The organism is Larkinella fluvii (assembly GCF_051857545.1).
Classification (GTDB): Bacteria; Bacteroidota; Bacteroidia; order Cytophagales; family Spirosomataceae; genus Larkinella.
Genome location: NZ_JBPZHB010000020.1, coordinates 51,261 through 66,238, shown reverse-complemented (window position 1 = coordinate 66,238; position 14,978 = coordinate 51,261). Strand labels below are relative to the sequence as shown.

Annotated in this window: 21 protein-coding genes; all 21 read right to left on the bottom strand. The window is 44.8% G+C overall.

Features of this window, described 5'->3' with window-relative positions:
* Positions 1-123: transposase (locus ACS5NO_RS32420; RefSeq protein WP_439418309.1), on the bottom strand; the 123-nt coding region annotated here is incomplete at its 3' end.
* Between the two features lie 45 nt (positions 124-168).
* On the bottom strand, positions 169-447 hold the full coding sequence (locus tag ACS5NO_RS32415; protein WP_439418954.1) for an integrase core domain-containing protein: 279 nt from the start codon (positions 445-447) through the stop codon (positions 169-171).
* Positions 448-1,083: 636 nt separating this feature from the next.
* On the bottom strand, positions 1,084-1,338 hold the full coding sequence (locus ACS5NO_RS32410) for a transposase (RefSeq protein WP_439418953.1): 255 nt from the start codon (positions 1,336-1,338) through the stop codon (positions 1,084-1,086).
* Positions 1,339-1,795: 457 nt separating this feature from the next.
* Positions 1,796-2,107, bottom strand: coding sequence for a transposase (locus ACS5NO_RS33165; protein WP_500684155.1), 312 nt, complete (start codon positions 2,105-2,107; stop codon positions 1,796-1,798).
* Between the two features lie 289 nt (positions 2,108-2,396).
* Positions 2,397-2,621 carry a hypothetical protein gene (locus ACS5NO_RS32400; protein ID WP_439418951.1) on the bottom strand — a complete coding sequence of 75 codons (225 nt, stop codon included), beginning with the start codon at positions 2,619-2,621 and terminating at the stop codon, positions 2,397-2,399.
* A gap of 34 nt (positions 2,622-2,655) precedes the next feature.
* Complete coding sequence (locus ACS5NO_RS32395) at positions 2,656-2,964, bottom strand: hypothetical protein (RefSeq protein ID WP_439418950.1); 309 nt, start codon at positions 2,962-2,964, stop codon at positions 2,656-2,658.
* Between the two features lie 44 nt (positions 2,965-3,008).
* Positions 3,009-3,728, bottom strand: a complete 720-nt coding sequence (locus ACS5NO_RS32390; protein ID WP_439418949.1) for a hypothetical protein — start codon at positions 3,726-3,728, stop codon at positions 3,009-3,011.
* Between the two features lie 265 nt (positions 3,729-3,993).
* The gene (locus ACS5NO_RS32385; protein WP_439418948.1) at positions 3,994-4,419 is read right to left on the bottom strand and encodes a DUF6705 family protein; all 426 of its coding nucleotides are present in this window, start codon (positions 4,417-4,419) and stop codon (positions 3,994-3,996) included.
* Positions 4,420-4,423: 4 nt separating this feature from the next.
* Positions 4,424-4,675, bottom strand: coding sequence for a DUF3127 domain-containing protein (locus tag ACS5NO_RS32380; protein ID WP_439418947.1), 252 nt, complete (start codon positions 4,673-4,675; stop codon positions 4,424-4,426).
* A gap of 2 nt (positions 4,676-4,677) precedes the next feature.
* A complete protein-coding gene (locus tag ACS5NO_RS32375) occupies positions 4,678-5,112 on the bottom strand; it encodes a hypothetical protein (protein ID WP_439418946.1) in 435 nt (144 codons plus the stop codon).
* Positions 5,109-5,645: a conjugal transfer protein TraO gene (locus ACS5NO_RS32370; RefSeq protein WP_439418945.1), complete on the bottom strand. Its 537-nt coding sequence runs from the start codon at positions 5,643-5,645 to the stop codon at positions 5,109-5,111. Before ACS5NO_RS32370 ends, ACS5NO_RS32375 begins: the two co-directional genes overlap by 4 nt.
* Positions 5,642-6,574 carry a conjugative transposon protein TraN gene (traN, locus tag ACS5NO_RS32365; RefSeq protein WP_439418944.1) on the bottom strand — a complete coding sequence of 311 codons (933 nt, stop codon included), beginning with the start codon at positions 6,572-6,574 and terminating at the stop codon, positions 5,642-5,644. The genes ACS5NO_RS32370 and traN overlap by 4 nt, the downstream gene beginning before the upstream one ends.
* A 13-nt stretch (positions 6,575-6,587) precedes the next feature.
* Positions 6,588-7,997, bottom strand: coding sequence for a conjugative transposon protein TraM (gene traM / locus ACS5NO_RS32360; RefSeq protein ID WP_439418943.1), 1,410 nt, complete (start codon positions 7,995-7,997; stop codon positions 6,588-6,590).
* 144 nt (positions 7,998-8,141) lie between these two features.
* A complete protein-coding gene (locus ACS5NO_RS32355; RefSeq protein WP_439418942.1) occupies positions 8,142-8,762 on the bottom strand; it encodes a VirB8/TrbF family protein in 621 nt (206 codons plus the stop codon).
* A gap of 1 nt (position 8,763) precedes the next feature.
* Positions 8,764-8,964, bottom strand: coding sequence for a hypothetical protein (locus ACS5NO_RS32350; RefSeq protein ID WP_439418941.1), 201 nt, complete (start codon positions 8,962-8,964; stop codon positions 8,764-8,766).
* The gene (locus tag ACS5NO_RS32345) at positions 8,961-10,172 is read right to left on the bottom strand and encodes a TraJ family protein (protein ID WP_439418940.1); all 1,212 of its coding nucleotides are present in this window, start codon (positions 10,170-10,172) and stop codon (positions 8,961-8,963) included. The genes ACS5NO_RS32350 and ACS5NO_RS32345 overlap by 4 nt, the downstream gene beginning before the upstream one ends.
* Positions 10,173-10,184: 12 nt before the next feature.
* Positions 10,185-11,369, bottom strand: coding sequence for a hypothetical protein (locus tag ACS5NO_RS32340; protein ID WP_439418939.1), 1,185 nt, complete (start codon positions 11,367-11,369; stop codon positions 10,185-10,187).
* 20 nt (positions 11,370-11,389) lie between these two features.
* Positions 11,390-13,909, bottom strand: a complete 2,520-nt coding sequence (locus ACS5NO_RS32335; protein WP_439418938.1) for a TraG family conjugative transposon ATPase — start codon at positions 13,907-13,909, stop codon at positions 11,390-11,392.
* Positions 13,906-14,208 carry a DUF4133 domain-containing protein gene (locus tag ACS5NO_RS32330; protein WP_439418937.1) on the bottom strand — a complete coding sequence of 101 codons (303 nt, stop codon included), beginning with the start codon at positions 14,206-14,208 and terminating at the stop codon, positions 13,906-13,908. The genes ACS5NO_RS32335 and ACS5NO_RS32330 overlap by 4 nt, the downstream gene beginning before the upstream one ends.
* Positions 14,208-14,621 (bottom strand): hypothetical protein, encoded by a 414-nt coding sequence (locus ACS5NO_RS32325; protein ID WP_439418936.1) that lies wholly within the window; start codon positions 14,619-14,621, stop codon positions 14,208-14,210. The genes ACS5NO_RS32330 and ACS5NO_RS32325 overlap by 1 nt, the downstream gene beginning before the upstream one ends.
* 3 nt (positions 14,622-14,624) lie before the next feature.
* Positions 14,625-14,951 (bottom strand): DUF4134 family protein, encoded by a 327-nt coding sequence (locus tag ACS5NO_RS32320; protein ID WP_439418935.1) that lies wholly within the window; start codon positions 14,949-14,951, stop codon positions 14,625-14,627.
* Positions 14,952-14,978: the final 27 nt, after the last annotated feature.

Genomic DNA, 14,978 nt, shown 5'->3' with positions numbered 1-14,978 from the left:
CCAATTGTAAAAAGTAGCCTCACTGATCCCCATCTTGCGGCATACCTCAGCGACAACAGTTCCTGTTTCAGCTTGGCGAAGCGCAAATACGATTTGTGCTTCAGTAAATTTGGTCTTCTTCATAGCGATTATTTGGTTGTTAAAATACCGAAAAATCGCCCGAACTCTCTATTTTACAACGGTCCAGTTTTCTGGGAGGAGGTCATAAACTGCCTTTGCTTCTTCCCATTTTTGCTGAGGTGTTATAAACCCAATCGAACGGTGCAACCGATGATGATTGTAATGGGAAAAATAACGCCCTAACATTTCTTTGGCCTCATAATAGCTGGCAAACTCACTTCGCTCAATGACTTCGTGTTCTAGAATACTGTGAAAAGCTTCGATGTACGAATTCTCTTCAGGGGTGGCTACATGAGAAAATTCCTGCTTGATTTCGGAGCTTTTCAAAAAGTTGCGCACTGAATGAGCAATGAATTGACTGCCATTGTCATTGCGCAAAATGACACCTTTCAGTTCATGACTCCGGTTTATTCGTCGAAAAAGATGATTGATTAAATCGATTTGGCGAATGCTGCCTTAAAACAGCCAGTCCAGAATTTTACGGCTATATACATCAATGACGCTTAACAGATAATAATTCCGCCGTTCCCCGTGTACCCAAACGTACTTGATATCCTAGCACAGGTATTCCAAGGGCTTGGTCGCTACAATTCGTCTGAATTTAACAAATTCCCGCTTGCCCGTCGATCGGATCACTTTGCCTAAGAGCAAATGATGCTCCTGCATCAACCGATACACCCGCGCGGGCGGCTCCTTTTTTCTTGTTGATCAAGTACTCTTTTTTCAACGCATAGTTAATGTATTCTTAGCCAAGGGCGTTGAATTCAACATCCAGCAACTGCCGGATACTACTCACTACCAGTTGATTGTCTACCCATGATCCATCCAGTTTCATAGTCACCTGGCTGGGCCGTGCGCCAGGCCGACCTGATTGAGGTTGGTAGTAAGACACGCTCCGTAGCAGGTCGAGCCACTGGCATAACAGGGTATGACTTACCTGATTTTTGAACTGCTCCATGAGTGTTAGCTTCTCTTGGGTTGAATAGGCGTTTTTTTTAGCAGTTCGCTCTTGATTTCAATTTCCAACGCCTGTTTTGCCACAATCCGCTTCAGACGTTCATTTTCCTCTTCAAGTGCTCGCAGTTGGGGATCAATGCGTGCATAGGAATCTTTCAAGCCCTCTTTGCCTTTGCTTAAATATTTCAAACGCCACTTGCGCAGCAATGAAGGGGATAACCGGGCGGCCGGCGCCGTTGTACTTGCGACAAGTCTCGGCATGGCCGTCACGGATGGCTTCCTGAACGAAAGAATAACGGTCTTCGGGGGTAAAACTCCGCCTGATTTTGCTCATGATTTCTGAATGTAAAAGGACTAAACTGTTTTTGCAATTTTGTCCAGTCGTTCAGGGGGGTAAGACACTGCCGGGCTTTGGGTTACGGTTTTTGTCGAGTCCATTCGAGTTTCTTCAGTAAGCGCCCCACCTGAGAAGGTGGACTTGCTACATTTGACTGCGGGGCATGGTTCGCTTGCCGGCTTTACAGCGCAGTTTAAGTTGGCGATAGTCCCAGATGCATCCCAGCCAGAGCAACTTGACACTGGTGGGATAGGTAATGTACGATTCGTAACAAGTCGCATCTTTTTTGTGGACATGCGGGTGAGATAGCGATGGTTTCCACTCCCGCTGCAGACAACTCTGAAACAGGTCTTTATGCAGATAGTGGGCCAGCTTACTACGTCAGCGGCTCACCAGCGATAAGTTACGGATCTGCTCGTGGTTCTGTAGTACTAAGCCACAGAATAGCTGATAATTGCTGTTGACCGATAAGTTTTCAATCAACTTGGCATCGCTCAGGTTTTCATAGTGCTTCAAAAACAACAAGGCAATACCACCTTGCACATCCAGCCAGGGTTTAGCACCGGCTTTGTTTTTGGGAGGTGGTAACCGAACGGTGGTGACTAATTCCTCCCAGGGTAGTACGCTCCAGAGCTTGCCTAACGAGCCGTTGCAAAACCTGCTTACGGCTTGGAAGGGGAATTTGTGCGCCAGTTTTTTTGGCGATCCAGAAGATTCTTTGGAATTTGGTTCATAAGTAAGTTTCTATAAAAGGGAAAATTACCTCGTTTTTGCCAGAATTGACATTATTACGAGTTAGTTTTTTTGTCTGTAGAAACGGTAATGACCTGAAAATAAAAATATTACCTATTTTCAATGAGACCCTTTTTCGTCGACGCCTTCCGGACCGGCGGTGCAACGTTGCCAAAATTGTCTACATTTAGTTCACCCATCGCTCACTAAGCCATAACGTCAACGTATGTGTGGCTAATCAAACAGATTGCTAAGGAAAATACCGCTTAATAAAATAGTGGTAGTGATGCGTCAACAGGGCAAGCTTTTTTAAAATCATCGGATTGACATACAGGCAGGCACTGGCGACTGCCAGAAAAATAAGAAAAAGGCTGATCGACCAGATCAAAGCTATATCACTCGATTTCTGAATTGGAACCAGTTCAGGGTGAACATCTGAATCAATTAGCAAGTCGTTTGCAGGGCCGGTATTCATACGAAAAAAAGCAAGTAGCGAAAAAATGGAACTGTCAAAGCAAAGGCTCGACAACCAGCAGGTTATTTAGAGCCAGGGCAAAAGCAGTCTGTTTAGACTGAAAAAGTTGATTTTGTCTGGCTAATTCTTTTAAGCGTACTTCAAGCTCTTTAATCCGTGTTTTTTGGGCGTCAACAGTTTCTTTGTGCTGAGTTTCATTCGAATTAAACTCACGAATTAACTGCTCGACGGCGGTAGACAGAGCCGATGTTCCTATATAGTCCCTTTCAAGGTACGCTAACAGAATCTGGCGAATATCGCCTTTCGCGGGCGAATCCAAATTGCGAATCAATATCTCTTTCATCAACCAGGCATATTTAGTTTTTAGTATTTTTCATAACAAATGAGTTACCGGGACAACGTTAAATTAGATTCCTGATTTTTCTGCTGGTTTTTTATTTCCAACTGTTTTTCTGAAAATTGAGAATTGGCATTCGTTAGCAGGCCGTTTTCCTTCCCTTCCATCTTCACCGTTTTGTCCTTCTGTACGGTAAATTTGGTATTCTGGTGGTCGCTGAAATCACCGACGAGCAACTTCAATTTATCCTGGTTCGTTAATTTCTGACCGTTGATTTGATCGGGAACCGATTGTAGTTGTCGATCAAACTGTTTGAAAAGCGCCGATGCGTGTTTAGTGTCTTCCAATTTACCCTGTTGCATCGCTTCTTTTACCTCGCTACGTTCCCTGACGTTCAGGGGTTCGACCAATACGGGTTTAATGGTGCTGGTTTCTTTCCGACTGGTATCAACCTCCTTTTTTTTATCCGCTTCCTGCTCTTCATTCTCCCGCTGCCGGTTCCGCTCGGTCATATACTCCTTATTGGGTAGAATAACCTTGACCGAACCATTTTTAATTTCTCTGGCTAGATCGGATGGATTCGTTTCCAGTTGATTAGGGGTGCGTTTCCAGGTATTATTTTCTTTTTTTAACTCGATATAGGTAATTCCATTGACGCGCTGTTCACCCAGGCCATACGTTTTTTCATCTTTGGCAATCATGGCCGGGGCTTTAAAATTGGCTTCAAAATCCTTTTGCTGGGTCTGATGGATAAACGATTGAGAAGGCATTAAAACGTTTACCGATTTAGCCTTTATTTCATTGGATAAATCGGTTGAAGTCGTTTCAAATTTATTTTCCGTTCTTTTAAACTTATCCGCAGCGTCTTTTTTCAGCTCAATGTACGAAATCCTGGTACCTTCCTGCTTCTCAAGGCCATAAATGAAAGTGCCTTTTTGTATCATTTTCGGAGCATCAAAATTCTTTTCCATAGTCATTAAATTTTGCGAAAGATTTTCTAAAAGGAAAGCTTCTGAGAAAAGGGTAATGATCGATCTACAATGATTTTTGATATTTTGAACCTCCGAGCGTCAGGTATTGTTTCCCCGAAATCATCCGATAGTGTAACCATGATCCACTGGAGGAATAGAACGATTTTATAGAGATATAAGGATGATTAACAGATGATTTTTCCCAAGACACAAAAGCAGAAGAAACCAAATCCTGCACGTAATATTCATCATTATCCAGCACATAAGAACCCGCAAGCAATTTGTAATGCTTGAATGAATAGGAGTTTGTTTTTTTTTCAATAACGATTTTTAAAAAAGGGCTTTCATCAACTCGATAAATCCATTCCCCTACGAAGCTATCGATAGTAGCGGCACGTTCGGCCTGGGTATCAGCGGAGAGTTGCGGCTGTGGGCTTTCTTTTGAACACGCCACCAGACTCAGGACAAAAAAAACAAGCAGGTATTTCATGGCTTTAAAGAATTTTAGTGATGGTCAAATCGGTAAAATAACGTCCTTTGTGCTCCCGGCTTTCTATCTTAAATTCTACCTGTACTTCGTTATTCAGGCTTAGCTGCGTATGGTTTGCCAAATCATTCCACAGTTTAAAGGCTACATTCTTTTCATTGACTGTCCCGAACAGCCAGCGAACGAGTAAGGTTTTATCCGAAAACGTGACGGTCTCAAGTTCGGAAAGGCTGGTGATGAACACGTTTGCTGAAAACATAGTTAGTGCGTTTTAAGGGTGATCGTTGTTGTTTTGGTAACGGATCGGATGGTCGCTTCAACCGTTACCGTATGCTGTCCATTGATTTCAGATAAATACAAAAAAGCAAACTGGTAATTTTTAAAATCGCCATACTTGATATTGATTTTATCACCATTGTAAAGCGTGTCATTTTTCAGCCGGTAACTGCCAAAGTGGTTGGAACCAAACTTTAGCGTTACATCATCCAGATTGGTTACGTTCTCGAAAGGTCTCAAATAGAGCGTTGTCAATGCGCTGTATTTATTTGTTAAGGAGTCATACTCCAAATACCCAGGGCCTTCGGATAATAAGTTGTAGTCGGGTGTGCTGATTTCCGGTGGGATCACCTCCAGCGCAATTTCCTTGTTACAGGAAAAATTCATCAAGAATAGCAGCAGAAAAAAAAGCTTTTTCATTTTAAATGAAATTTAATACCGATGTACGGATAGGTGGTGAACTTTTGATAGTTAGACAGAAAGTTATACGTAATCCGGGTACCGGCTACCAGCGGGGTAAATTCGTATTCAACGCCGGTTCCAAGTGCCAGAATAAAATCGGACCTGGTACTAACATTTCTGTCCAGGTAAGAAGGGTTATCCCGGTTGATGGACTCATACCCAAAATTCACACTCCCCAATACTTTGAACGTACTGGTTAAATTCGGACTCGAAAAAAGGTTGATTTCCTGTTTATACGATACCTGGTATTTTTCGACCGGAATTCCGTTCGTGCTGTGCTTTTTCGCGTAGAGAAAAGCAAACCCTTTGGAGTTTAACTTTCGGTTGTACTTCCCGAATTCGGCCTGTACAAAGAAGTTATCCGGATCGGGATGGATTTGATCGTACCCGCCCACATTGAACTGAATGTATTGTTGATTTTTGATATGCACCTGGGCATTGACAAGGGTTGCACTGATCAAAAAAATGACGAATAGAACGATCATTTTCATTTTTTAAATGATTTAGCCTTTGAAACAATTTTTGAGTTGATGGGAAAGCGTAAATGCCGTCCTCCTTTCTGTTCGTATAGTTCAAACTCCAATTGCTTGTCACTCGAAATGGTAATCCGGGGGATGGCAACGACCAGCGTTTTGCTCTTTCCATTGTCAACCGAATTGACATCATTCAAGAGAATGATACGAAGTTCTTCCTCCTGAATCGTTTGCCGTTTAGCCCCTTCCACGTCCCGGACGTAGACTTTCACGAAGTCAATGGGGTAGGTGACATTTGAATTATTTTCTACCGTTACCGACAAATACATCAGGGCATTGTCCATGTACATATTTCCCAGAAAGGCCGAAACCATATGATTTCGTACCCCGATATTTTTTATGAATTTTTTGTGGCTGGTGATGTACTCGAAGTTCTCCCGAATCTCCCGTTCAGAAAGGCTGATCGACGGTATTAAAAAATCCGACTTGTGAAACGTAGACGTTTTGAACGCGCGGGAAACGATCTGATCGGATTCAAAGTTTTTCTCGACGTTGATATTGAGAATTTCGGGGCATTCCTGGTAGTTGACAATGAACGAATACAGGTCCCCGGCTGCGGTCAGAACGGTTAAATTAGACTCGGCAAAGGCCGTTTCCGTGATGGATTTAATTCTGAGGACGTTATTGAACGACGGCGTGATCTGGGTGATGATTTCCGGTATACCGGCGTCTACTTCTTTGATTTGGGAGGGAAAAATGATGTGAACCGTTTTGGTGCTGTTGATGCCGACCGGATGGCTCCCTTTAATGGCCATTTTTGCAATCGGCAGAATGTAGTTGTTCAGCTTTTCCGCTTTGGAAACATTATCCGGGTTGGCCGGTTGCATTTGGGCAAAAAGGTGGATCGGAACCAGAAGACTAACAAGGGCTTTTGTGTACTTATTCATGGTCGATGATTGATTAATAGTTGGAGATCGGTTCGCTGTCGTCGGTATTCTCCAGCGTACCTGCGGTCAGAAGGACTTTATAGTTGGGTTTGATCGTCACCTGGATGATTCCCATTTTTCGACGGGCGTATTGGGAACCTCCCTGCACCAGCGTCCCGGCTACGTCGGTGGCAACCTGCGTTCCGATCTGGTTCTGAATCGATCCCTGGCTCCATACCGAGCCTTGAAAGGGCCGTGAACCGGCGTTGGCAAGTTCCCGGCCCAACAGGTTTTTATCCATCAGATTAGGGATATACAGCCCCTGAACGCCGTCGATATCATACGCCAGCATTTTAACCGGCACGACCTGATTATTCAATCGAACCGAGCCGATGACAATGTTGACCCGGTCATTGGAAATCCGAACGGTTCCGTTCAGGAGGGAATTTCGGGGCAGGACGGTTTTTATGTTCCCGACATGGATATACGTTTCGGCCAAAAGCCGCAGCTTGATGGTCGATCCGTTTTGTACCCGTATTCCGTCGCCATTGCCATGCACCACCGCCGGTATCATTTCGTACTGGCCCATTATCTCGGCCTCCAGGGATTTTGACTCACTGTAAAAACCGGTGCTGGTTGCGCGGGCAATGGTATTTTCGTCGGTATTTAGTTTCAGGCTGTTGTCCGGCGGGGGGGTTTGACCCGGATAGCTTTTTTTGGGGAGTGGTCTGGGTTGCGCGGAAACGGGTGAATATGCCGGTTTCGTTTCCACAGGGCCTGTCGCAGTACCGGGGTTGGCGCCGGGGTTGGCACTGGGGTTGGCGCTGGCCCGGTCCAGCCCTTTTAAAACCGCTTCGGTCATTCGGGCGTTATTCTCCCGTTCTAACTCGGCCAGTCGTTCCTGGCGTTTTTCCTCCGGAGATTTTTTAAACAAGGGGGTGCTGGGATCCGCATCATACGCTATTCTTCGCTGTGCGGCTTTAATCCGGCGTTGATTCTCCCGGTTCAGGTTTTCTTTGGTCGTTCGGCTGCGCTTTTCGCGGACGGCGGCTGTATTGGCATTGGCGGCTTTACGGACTTCTTCGTAATCAGCTTCCGTTAAATTTTCATTGGTTTTCCGCCTGTAGGAAATGCCTTCATCGTCCGTTAGATTACTGATCCCATCGTTGTAATTTTCATCGGAAATGCGCCGCTTGTAGTCAATTCCATACTTTTCTTTCTGTTTGTCATTCCTGTTCTTCGCTTCCAGGGGCATAATGTTTTCCAGATCGGAGTCGGCGGAATCCTTATCCTTTTTTCCGAGTGAATTGGTAAACAGGATAATGCCACCTACCAGTAAAACCACCGCCACCAGCAGGATCAGCAGCATTTGGCCCTGTTTCTTTTTTTTGGAATCAAGATCAATGGTTTGATCGTCCTCATTGAATGCGGTTTCCTCGTTCATAGTATGAATAGTATAAAATTGTAAATGATCAAAAGTGTCGTGATGGCAACGATTACATACATTTTGTTATCCAGTCTGTTCAGTCGTTTTGCCAACCTTCTTTCAATTAAAAACGGGTTGTTTCTACCCCTGGGCAGGAAGTTCTTAATTTTCATATTCCAGCGAACTTTTGGTATTCACGGATGAAAACTTAAAATCGCGGATGATCAACCCGTTCGGGCTGTTGGTCGTTCTTACGACGTCTTCCAATAGGCAGGTTGATGTTCCTAACTTGGTTGTTTTTCCCGTAGCGCGTGTCTGGAAAATTTTGAAAATCGTTTCGGCCCGGTAGGGATAGCTGGACGCATCAACGATGATGGTATCGATCTTTACCGTTTGGTTCACGTTTCCCTGAACCATATTCTTGAAGAAATTCCGTTCGATTAAATCATCGTATAACCGCTTAACGCTTTCATCGCTCAGATAAAAAGCTTTTTCCATGTTCAAATCAACGGCCTTCGGGTCGGGTGAAATGGTGAAAAACAGTTCGTGAAAACGGGCTAAATGGTAGCGAATTTCGGCCGGTCGATTTTGGTTTATATCGGACACCATCGCTTCAAACTGCCTGTTTTTATTGACGACATAAATTCGCCTGGAAAAATCATTCACATTCTGATTGGTAAAGATGATCGAGGTAATCGCGATGGCCGCGAAACTGAGCAAAGCAATGATCGTCAATAAGCGGGAGTGCTTAAATTTCTTGTCGATATCAAAGAGCTTTTCCATGTTATTTTTTCTGTTTTGAGTTTACTTCCACCGCTGCACCGTTGGTAGAATATACGTACGTCCGCTGCATGTTCTTCTGATAAGAGCGGTAATTACTGACCACGATGTACAGGGTTACAACTCCACCAACGGCAACGAGAACCGTACAAATCATCAGAAACAGCCGGTAGGCATAGACGAGATTATTGTTGTAATACTTCATGTGGTTGCTTTCGTTTTTGATTCGTTTTTGGCTGATTTAGGCCCTTTGGGACCACTCACCGAAGCCACACTGACCGCAGCCGATCCGCTGCTCTGGGAAGATTTCATTGCATCGGGGGTGGTCACCACCCGGGTCGAGCTGGCCCCGCGCGCCGGTTCGAGTCCAGCCCCTTTCAGCGTCCCCATAATCCGTTCAGTGCTCGCTTTTTCCACTTTGCCAAGTTTCTCGGCAGCTCCGCCCAGGCTGCGGGCGGCCGTACCGGCTCCCTGGCTAACGGCCCGCGTGGTACCGCCCATGATCTGACCAACCCCGCCAATGCTGACCAGCATGGACGTCATTGAAGGGACAAACAAATACCCGGTTAACGCCAGAATCAGAATACCGATGTAAGCGAATCCCAAAAATTCGGGGCTTTGCGTATCCGAACCGGAGACCACATCCGCCGAGTTGGATTGCAGGTATAAATCAACCAGCGAGAACGCAATCGTGGAATACATCGCGGCTACTGCCGGGAGCAGGGAAAAATTGATGTACTTGCCGAACCAGGTAATAAAGTTGTTGGTGAAGCCGGGAAAAATGGTCAGCGTAATGGCAATGGGAAAACCCATTTTTAAAATTAGCCGGTAGCATAAACTCATCAGCAGCAAAGCCGCTTCGGCAATGTACATGATCGTTATGAGCAAATTTTGAAGCAACAACACCAGGGCAATTTTAATCTGATCGGTCGATCGTCCCATCATTAACTTTAAATCGTCACTGATGGGAAAAACGCCGGAATCATCCTGGCTACGTTCATTCCCAAAGGTTTGTTCGTAAAGCTGCTCATCGTTGCCAATCTTATCCCATTTTTTATCGATAGCCTCCTGCATCAATTTAGAATTGCTTTCGATGCGTTTGGAAATTTCCGAATTTGACCCATTGACGGCAATCCTGATTTCGTTCGAAAGCGTATCGATTCCATCGGTAATGGTGGGCGAAATGGGTATCAGCATCAGAATTAAAAAGGGGCGCATATACGGAAGAAAATTAATTTCTTCGTTGTAATAAACCTGCTTGATGAGATTGGCAAAAATGTACAGGGTCGCCCCGATGGCCGCAACGACATTGATCTTACTAATGATGAGAGCCACCATTTTTTCCGTTGTCGGAATCATATTGGCGTAAATCTGATTAATCAGAGCGATCACGCCTTCTCCTATATCTTCCATTTAACGTTGTCATTAATTGTTCTTTAAATATTCTTCTTCGGCGGCTTTCATGACTGTATCAAACGATTTTGAAAGCTCCTTACACTTATCCAGATCAAGTTCCTTTTCCAATTGCTGATCGATGCTATATTCCAGGTATAATTCTTTGGCTAAAAATTCGACCTGCATCTGAAATATTTCGGGGGTGATGCGTTTACCATTCTGATCAAAAATGGCCATAATCTCGTTCTCAAAAAGCTGCTGAACATCCAGTTGGGAGATCGTCTGCGATTGGGTTGACGTCTGATAGCTGGCGGTATCCGCCCTGACGATACCCATTGCCGCCTGAAAATTGGCTTGGGAAGTAGCCTTACTTTGGAGAAAGCCATTTTTAACGACAATCTGATACCCTCGCTCGTAGAGCTTATAAAGCGCCATCGTTTCCATCTTTTTCGCTTCGTATTCCTGGCGTTTGTAAAACATCTGGTTCTTAAACTCACACTCGCGCATTTGCTTCTGAAAGGTCTTATAAGCCTCAGTCTGGTAGAGATAGTCCAGTGGAATTTTCAGGTTATCGTTGTACTGGTCATCATAGCCTTTCGTGTCCACCAGGCCCCCGTGGCCACCACCGGTATACCCCCTGGGAACGCTGGCCGCTATTTTATACAGGTTGCCCGTAGCGGTCATATCCGCTTTCGACGCCGACCGTTTAATCGAAGCCGCCATAATCCGGTTGAAGTAGCGGGTAATCTTCGACTCGAAAGCAATGACCACCCGGTAGGTGTCGTTCAGCCATTTGCTCCGCTCGGCGTCGGTCATTTCCAGGACGCCACCAGCCGCCGTGGTGACTGATTTCATGTCCTTGATCAATTTCTGGGCATCGGTCGTGAACATATCGATGTCCTTGGACATGAGCGCAAACTCGACCGGGTAGATATGCCCGTCCTTGGCGATGGCCGTGGAATAGGTACTTAGCTTTTTGGTGATGCGGGTGACGGATTCGACAATCTCGGTACCCCGGTGAAACTGCCGTACCGCCGACGTAACCTTTTTTAACTTTTCAATATTGCCTACGATCGATTTAAACGAGGGGTCCTGAAACATCTTGATCAGGGAGGTAATGCCCGTATGGATGGGGTCGTTGGTAATCATCTGCGCGTACGTTACGGATGCGTTACCCCCCAAAAGCAGAACTAAAAAAAAGAGGATCTTTTTCATGGTGATGAATGTTAAACGGGTTACAAATTAAGATCAGCCCATAAAATGGATGCTTCGTATAAACTCACGTTCTTTTCGACAGAAATCGCTTTAATTTCGTCTACTTCTGTCGCTTCCGTGGTAAATAAGCTATAGGCATACTTACTGACTTCGGTTCCGTACACCTTACAGTATCTGCCCAGAATGATAGCGAGCTCCTTGTAAGGGCTTCGGTGTTGCGAGGAAGGCAAGGGTTTGTTGATGGAGAAAATTTGGGGAATGTTGGCGCTGGAAATTTTAAACAGGTTGAAGATCGTTTCGGGTTCTTCTTCGTACTTGTTTATATCCATGATTATTTTAATATCCGTGTTCTGGATGATGGTTTCCTTGATGATTTCGGATTTGAGCAGGTCTTCTATTTCCTGTGTGATGACCCCGATGGCACCCAGGTGTTTCCGGGCGGTTTTGAAAGCCCAGAGCAGGAAGGTGGCGAAGAAATCCGAGGAAATCGCTTTCCAGGCTTCTTCGATGAAAAGAACTTTCAACACGCCCCGAACCTCGAATAACTTGGTGATGTAAGTGTTGGTGATGACCAGGGTAATGATGGGCAACAAAATGGGGTGATCTTTTATATTATCGAGTTCATAAATGACAAACGGGTGTCGGGATAAATCAATATCCTCGTCTCCGTTCAGCAGATAGTCATATTGGCCCCCTTCGTAGAAGGGTAACAGGACGTAATGAAAATTATTTAAGTCGAATTCGATATTTTCCCGCCCACCCTGTTCTTTAAATACGGTCGGAAAAATAGTTTTTGTGTATTCGTAAAAGGTATTGAAACTGGGTTTGATGTACCGGTCCGATGAACGGCTTACCCCTGAATTGCTTTTTTCCAGGTACTGGTAGTAAAAGTTCACCATGTTGTAAAGCGTTACTTCTTCCGCTTTGGAAACCGGATCATTTTCTTTTTTATACAGCAGAATCAGAATCTGAACAATGGTTTGTTTGAATCCTTCTTTGAGAAGCAGGGCTTGTTTTTTATCCAGTCCGTCGACATTTACGTCGGTAAAAAAAGGATTCAGGGAAATCGGGCTTTCGTCCGTATGTTCGATGTATTTTGCCCCTAAAATTTCGCCCAGGCGTTTGTAGGAATACCCAATATCGACAATACTGATGTGTGCGCCCGACTGTCTCAGGTAATAGATCAGGTTGTTATTGGCAAAGGATTTCCCGGACCCTGATGGTCCGATGATGGTAAAATTTCGATTGGCAATTAGCCCTTCTTCGCGCGGTTTAAAAAACAAATCCACAATGCGGGGGATGCCGAACCGATCGGTCAGCAGCAGCCCGTTGTTCTGATAAGGGGAATCCCGGTAATTGGTTTCCAGGCTCAGCATCGACACCGCATTGGACAGAAAGCAGGAAAGGAAATTATCGTGTCCCAACTCCTGGGCGTTGCCGGGAATACAGGACCAGAATACCTGTTCGGCAAAGGTGGTCGCGATTTTAGCCGTAAACTGCGCGTTGAAAATGGCCCCCGCCGTGATTTCCTTGTACTCCGATAATACGCTGAGTTCTTCGTGAAAAATCTGAACGTTGAAATGAGCCTTTACGACCAATTCACCGCGTTTCATCGTATCCAGCAAGCGCGTTTTCTGTTCCATCGAAAACGTATTATCCCGGCTCCACTGGGAAAAACTGTAGTGCCGTTTGATCTCTCTGGTTTTATCGTTGGTTAGCTGCTGCTGGTTGGTGATGTAAAATACCTGGTTGTAGATGTGATTGAACGGCAAATTGATACCAAACGATGCCCCAAACGAAATGGGCATCGTGGCACTACTGCTAAAGTCCCGGAACGGAACGATTGGACTCAATTCGGTCGGGAACTGATCCAGGTCATTAATGACAAAGGTGTAGGTATTTTTATTGCCGATTTTAAAATTGGCATTCTCCCGGTTTATGTCGTATAGATTGGAGTCGGTAAAAGACAGGGTAAAATAATAATTAAGCAGTCCGGGCGTTTCCCGCGTCCCGACAATCTGTTCCCGATTTAATTTGGTGAGCCGTAAGGATTTGGTTTGATTGATACCCGAAACGAACGAAGAAACTTTTTCCTGGAAACTGATCAGTACTTTTTCATCCCGTAGTCCTTTCGGGGTAATGCTGCGTTTAAAGAGTGAACTGGCTGCGGAATTTCGGTTAATCGGCTCCGAAGATGGCAGCGTGATGTAAATGAATCCTTTGTGGTTGGTGAAGGGACGATCTTTAAAATGCCGTTCATTTTCACGGATTACCGCGTCACCACTTTCATTATACGAAAAATCAGGCTTATACCGGTCTTCAATAAAAAAATCCTGTTTGTGAACTAAGTAACCTTCCCCCAATGACTTGGCGGCATTGAGAATCGAATCGACAACCGAGCCATAATTACCATCACTGGTGATGAATATTTCCGGATAGTCGATTGAAAAAAAATAACTGATATCGGCATTTTTGCTAACGACCAATCCGTCATCCGTTATTTGCAGTAATGGGAAAATATCTTCAATCCTGGCTCTCATTTTTGAATCATTTTAAAAAATTTATGATTTTGAATAATGGCGCTGGGGGCGTGGTGCGACTTATGAATATGACCAAACTTTTTATGAACAGCCATTTCATGTTTTATGTAAAAAAAACCCAGCGTTCCGATTCCGAACATAACAAAAAAGAACAGCAACGAATTGAGACCCAGGCTGTAGAACAGGAACGTAATAAGAACCAGACCGATTACCATGTAAATCAACCGGTTGAAATAGCGCCCTTTGAAGCCGATAAATTCTATTTCATCATCGGCTCCTTTAATTACTTCTGTAATCATCACAAAATAGCTTCAATGATTAAACCGAACGTAAACAGGAAAAACAGGGAAGCAACCCACCGGTAAACCAGTTCCGTTACGTCGTCACCGGAGGTATAGCGGTAATAGATATGAATAACCGCCAGAATAGCCACCACGACCCCAAGGGCAATGGCCGCGGAATGAGCATCTTTGGCAAACATCCGGGCGGCAGCTACGGGATTGTAGGTTTCAAAACTGCCCATTAGAATCAAGCCGTAAACCATCTCATTGAGCATGACCGCCAGAACCATTCCACCGATCCAGGTAAATACGAGCGGAATGACCGGTTCACCCCGATTCCATTTCTGAAAAATTCGAAACCCGGATGCAATGGCCGCTATGCCAACGCCCAGCATGGCGATTTCCTGAATGTTGTAGAATAGAAGTTCCATTTCTTATTCAAAATTGAATTCTACCCCACTAACCGGCACCGGATTCAGACCGACCCATGCTTTCAGTCCCGAAATCAGAGCCAGACATAAAACCATTCCTAAGAACCATTTTGAAATATCCGAAACGATGGTTTCACTGTTTCCTGCCTGCCAGTTGCTGTAAATCCGGTAGGCCGTTAAAAGAGATAGCAGGCCAAGAATGACAAAGGTTAGATTCACAATCAGGTTGATGTTATTGGCGATGGGTACCGTAATTAGTTTGTGTATCCATCCTTCAGATGCGGAATCGCCCAATACATCAACGGCAAGAATCGAAAGCAGATTTTTCATAAAAAAATTCTGGAAAGCGAGCGATTG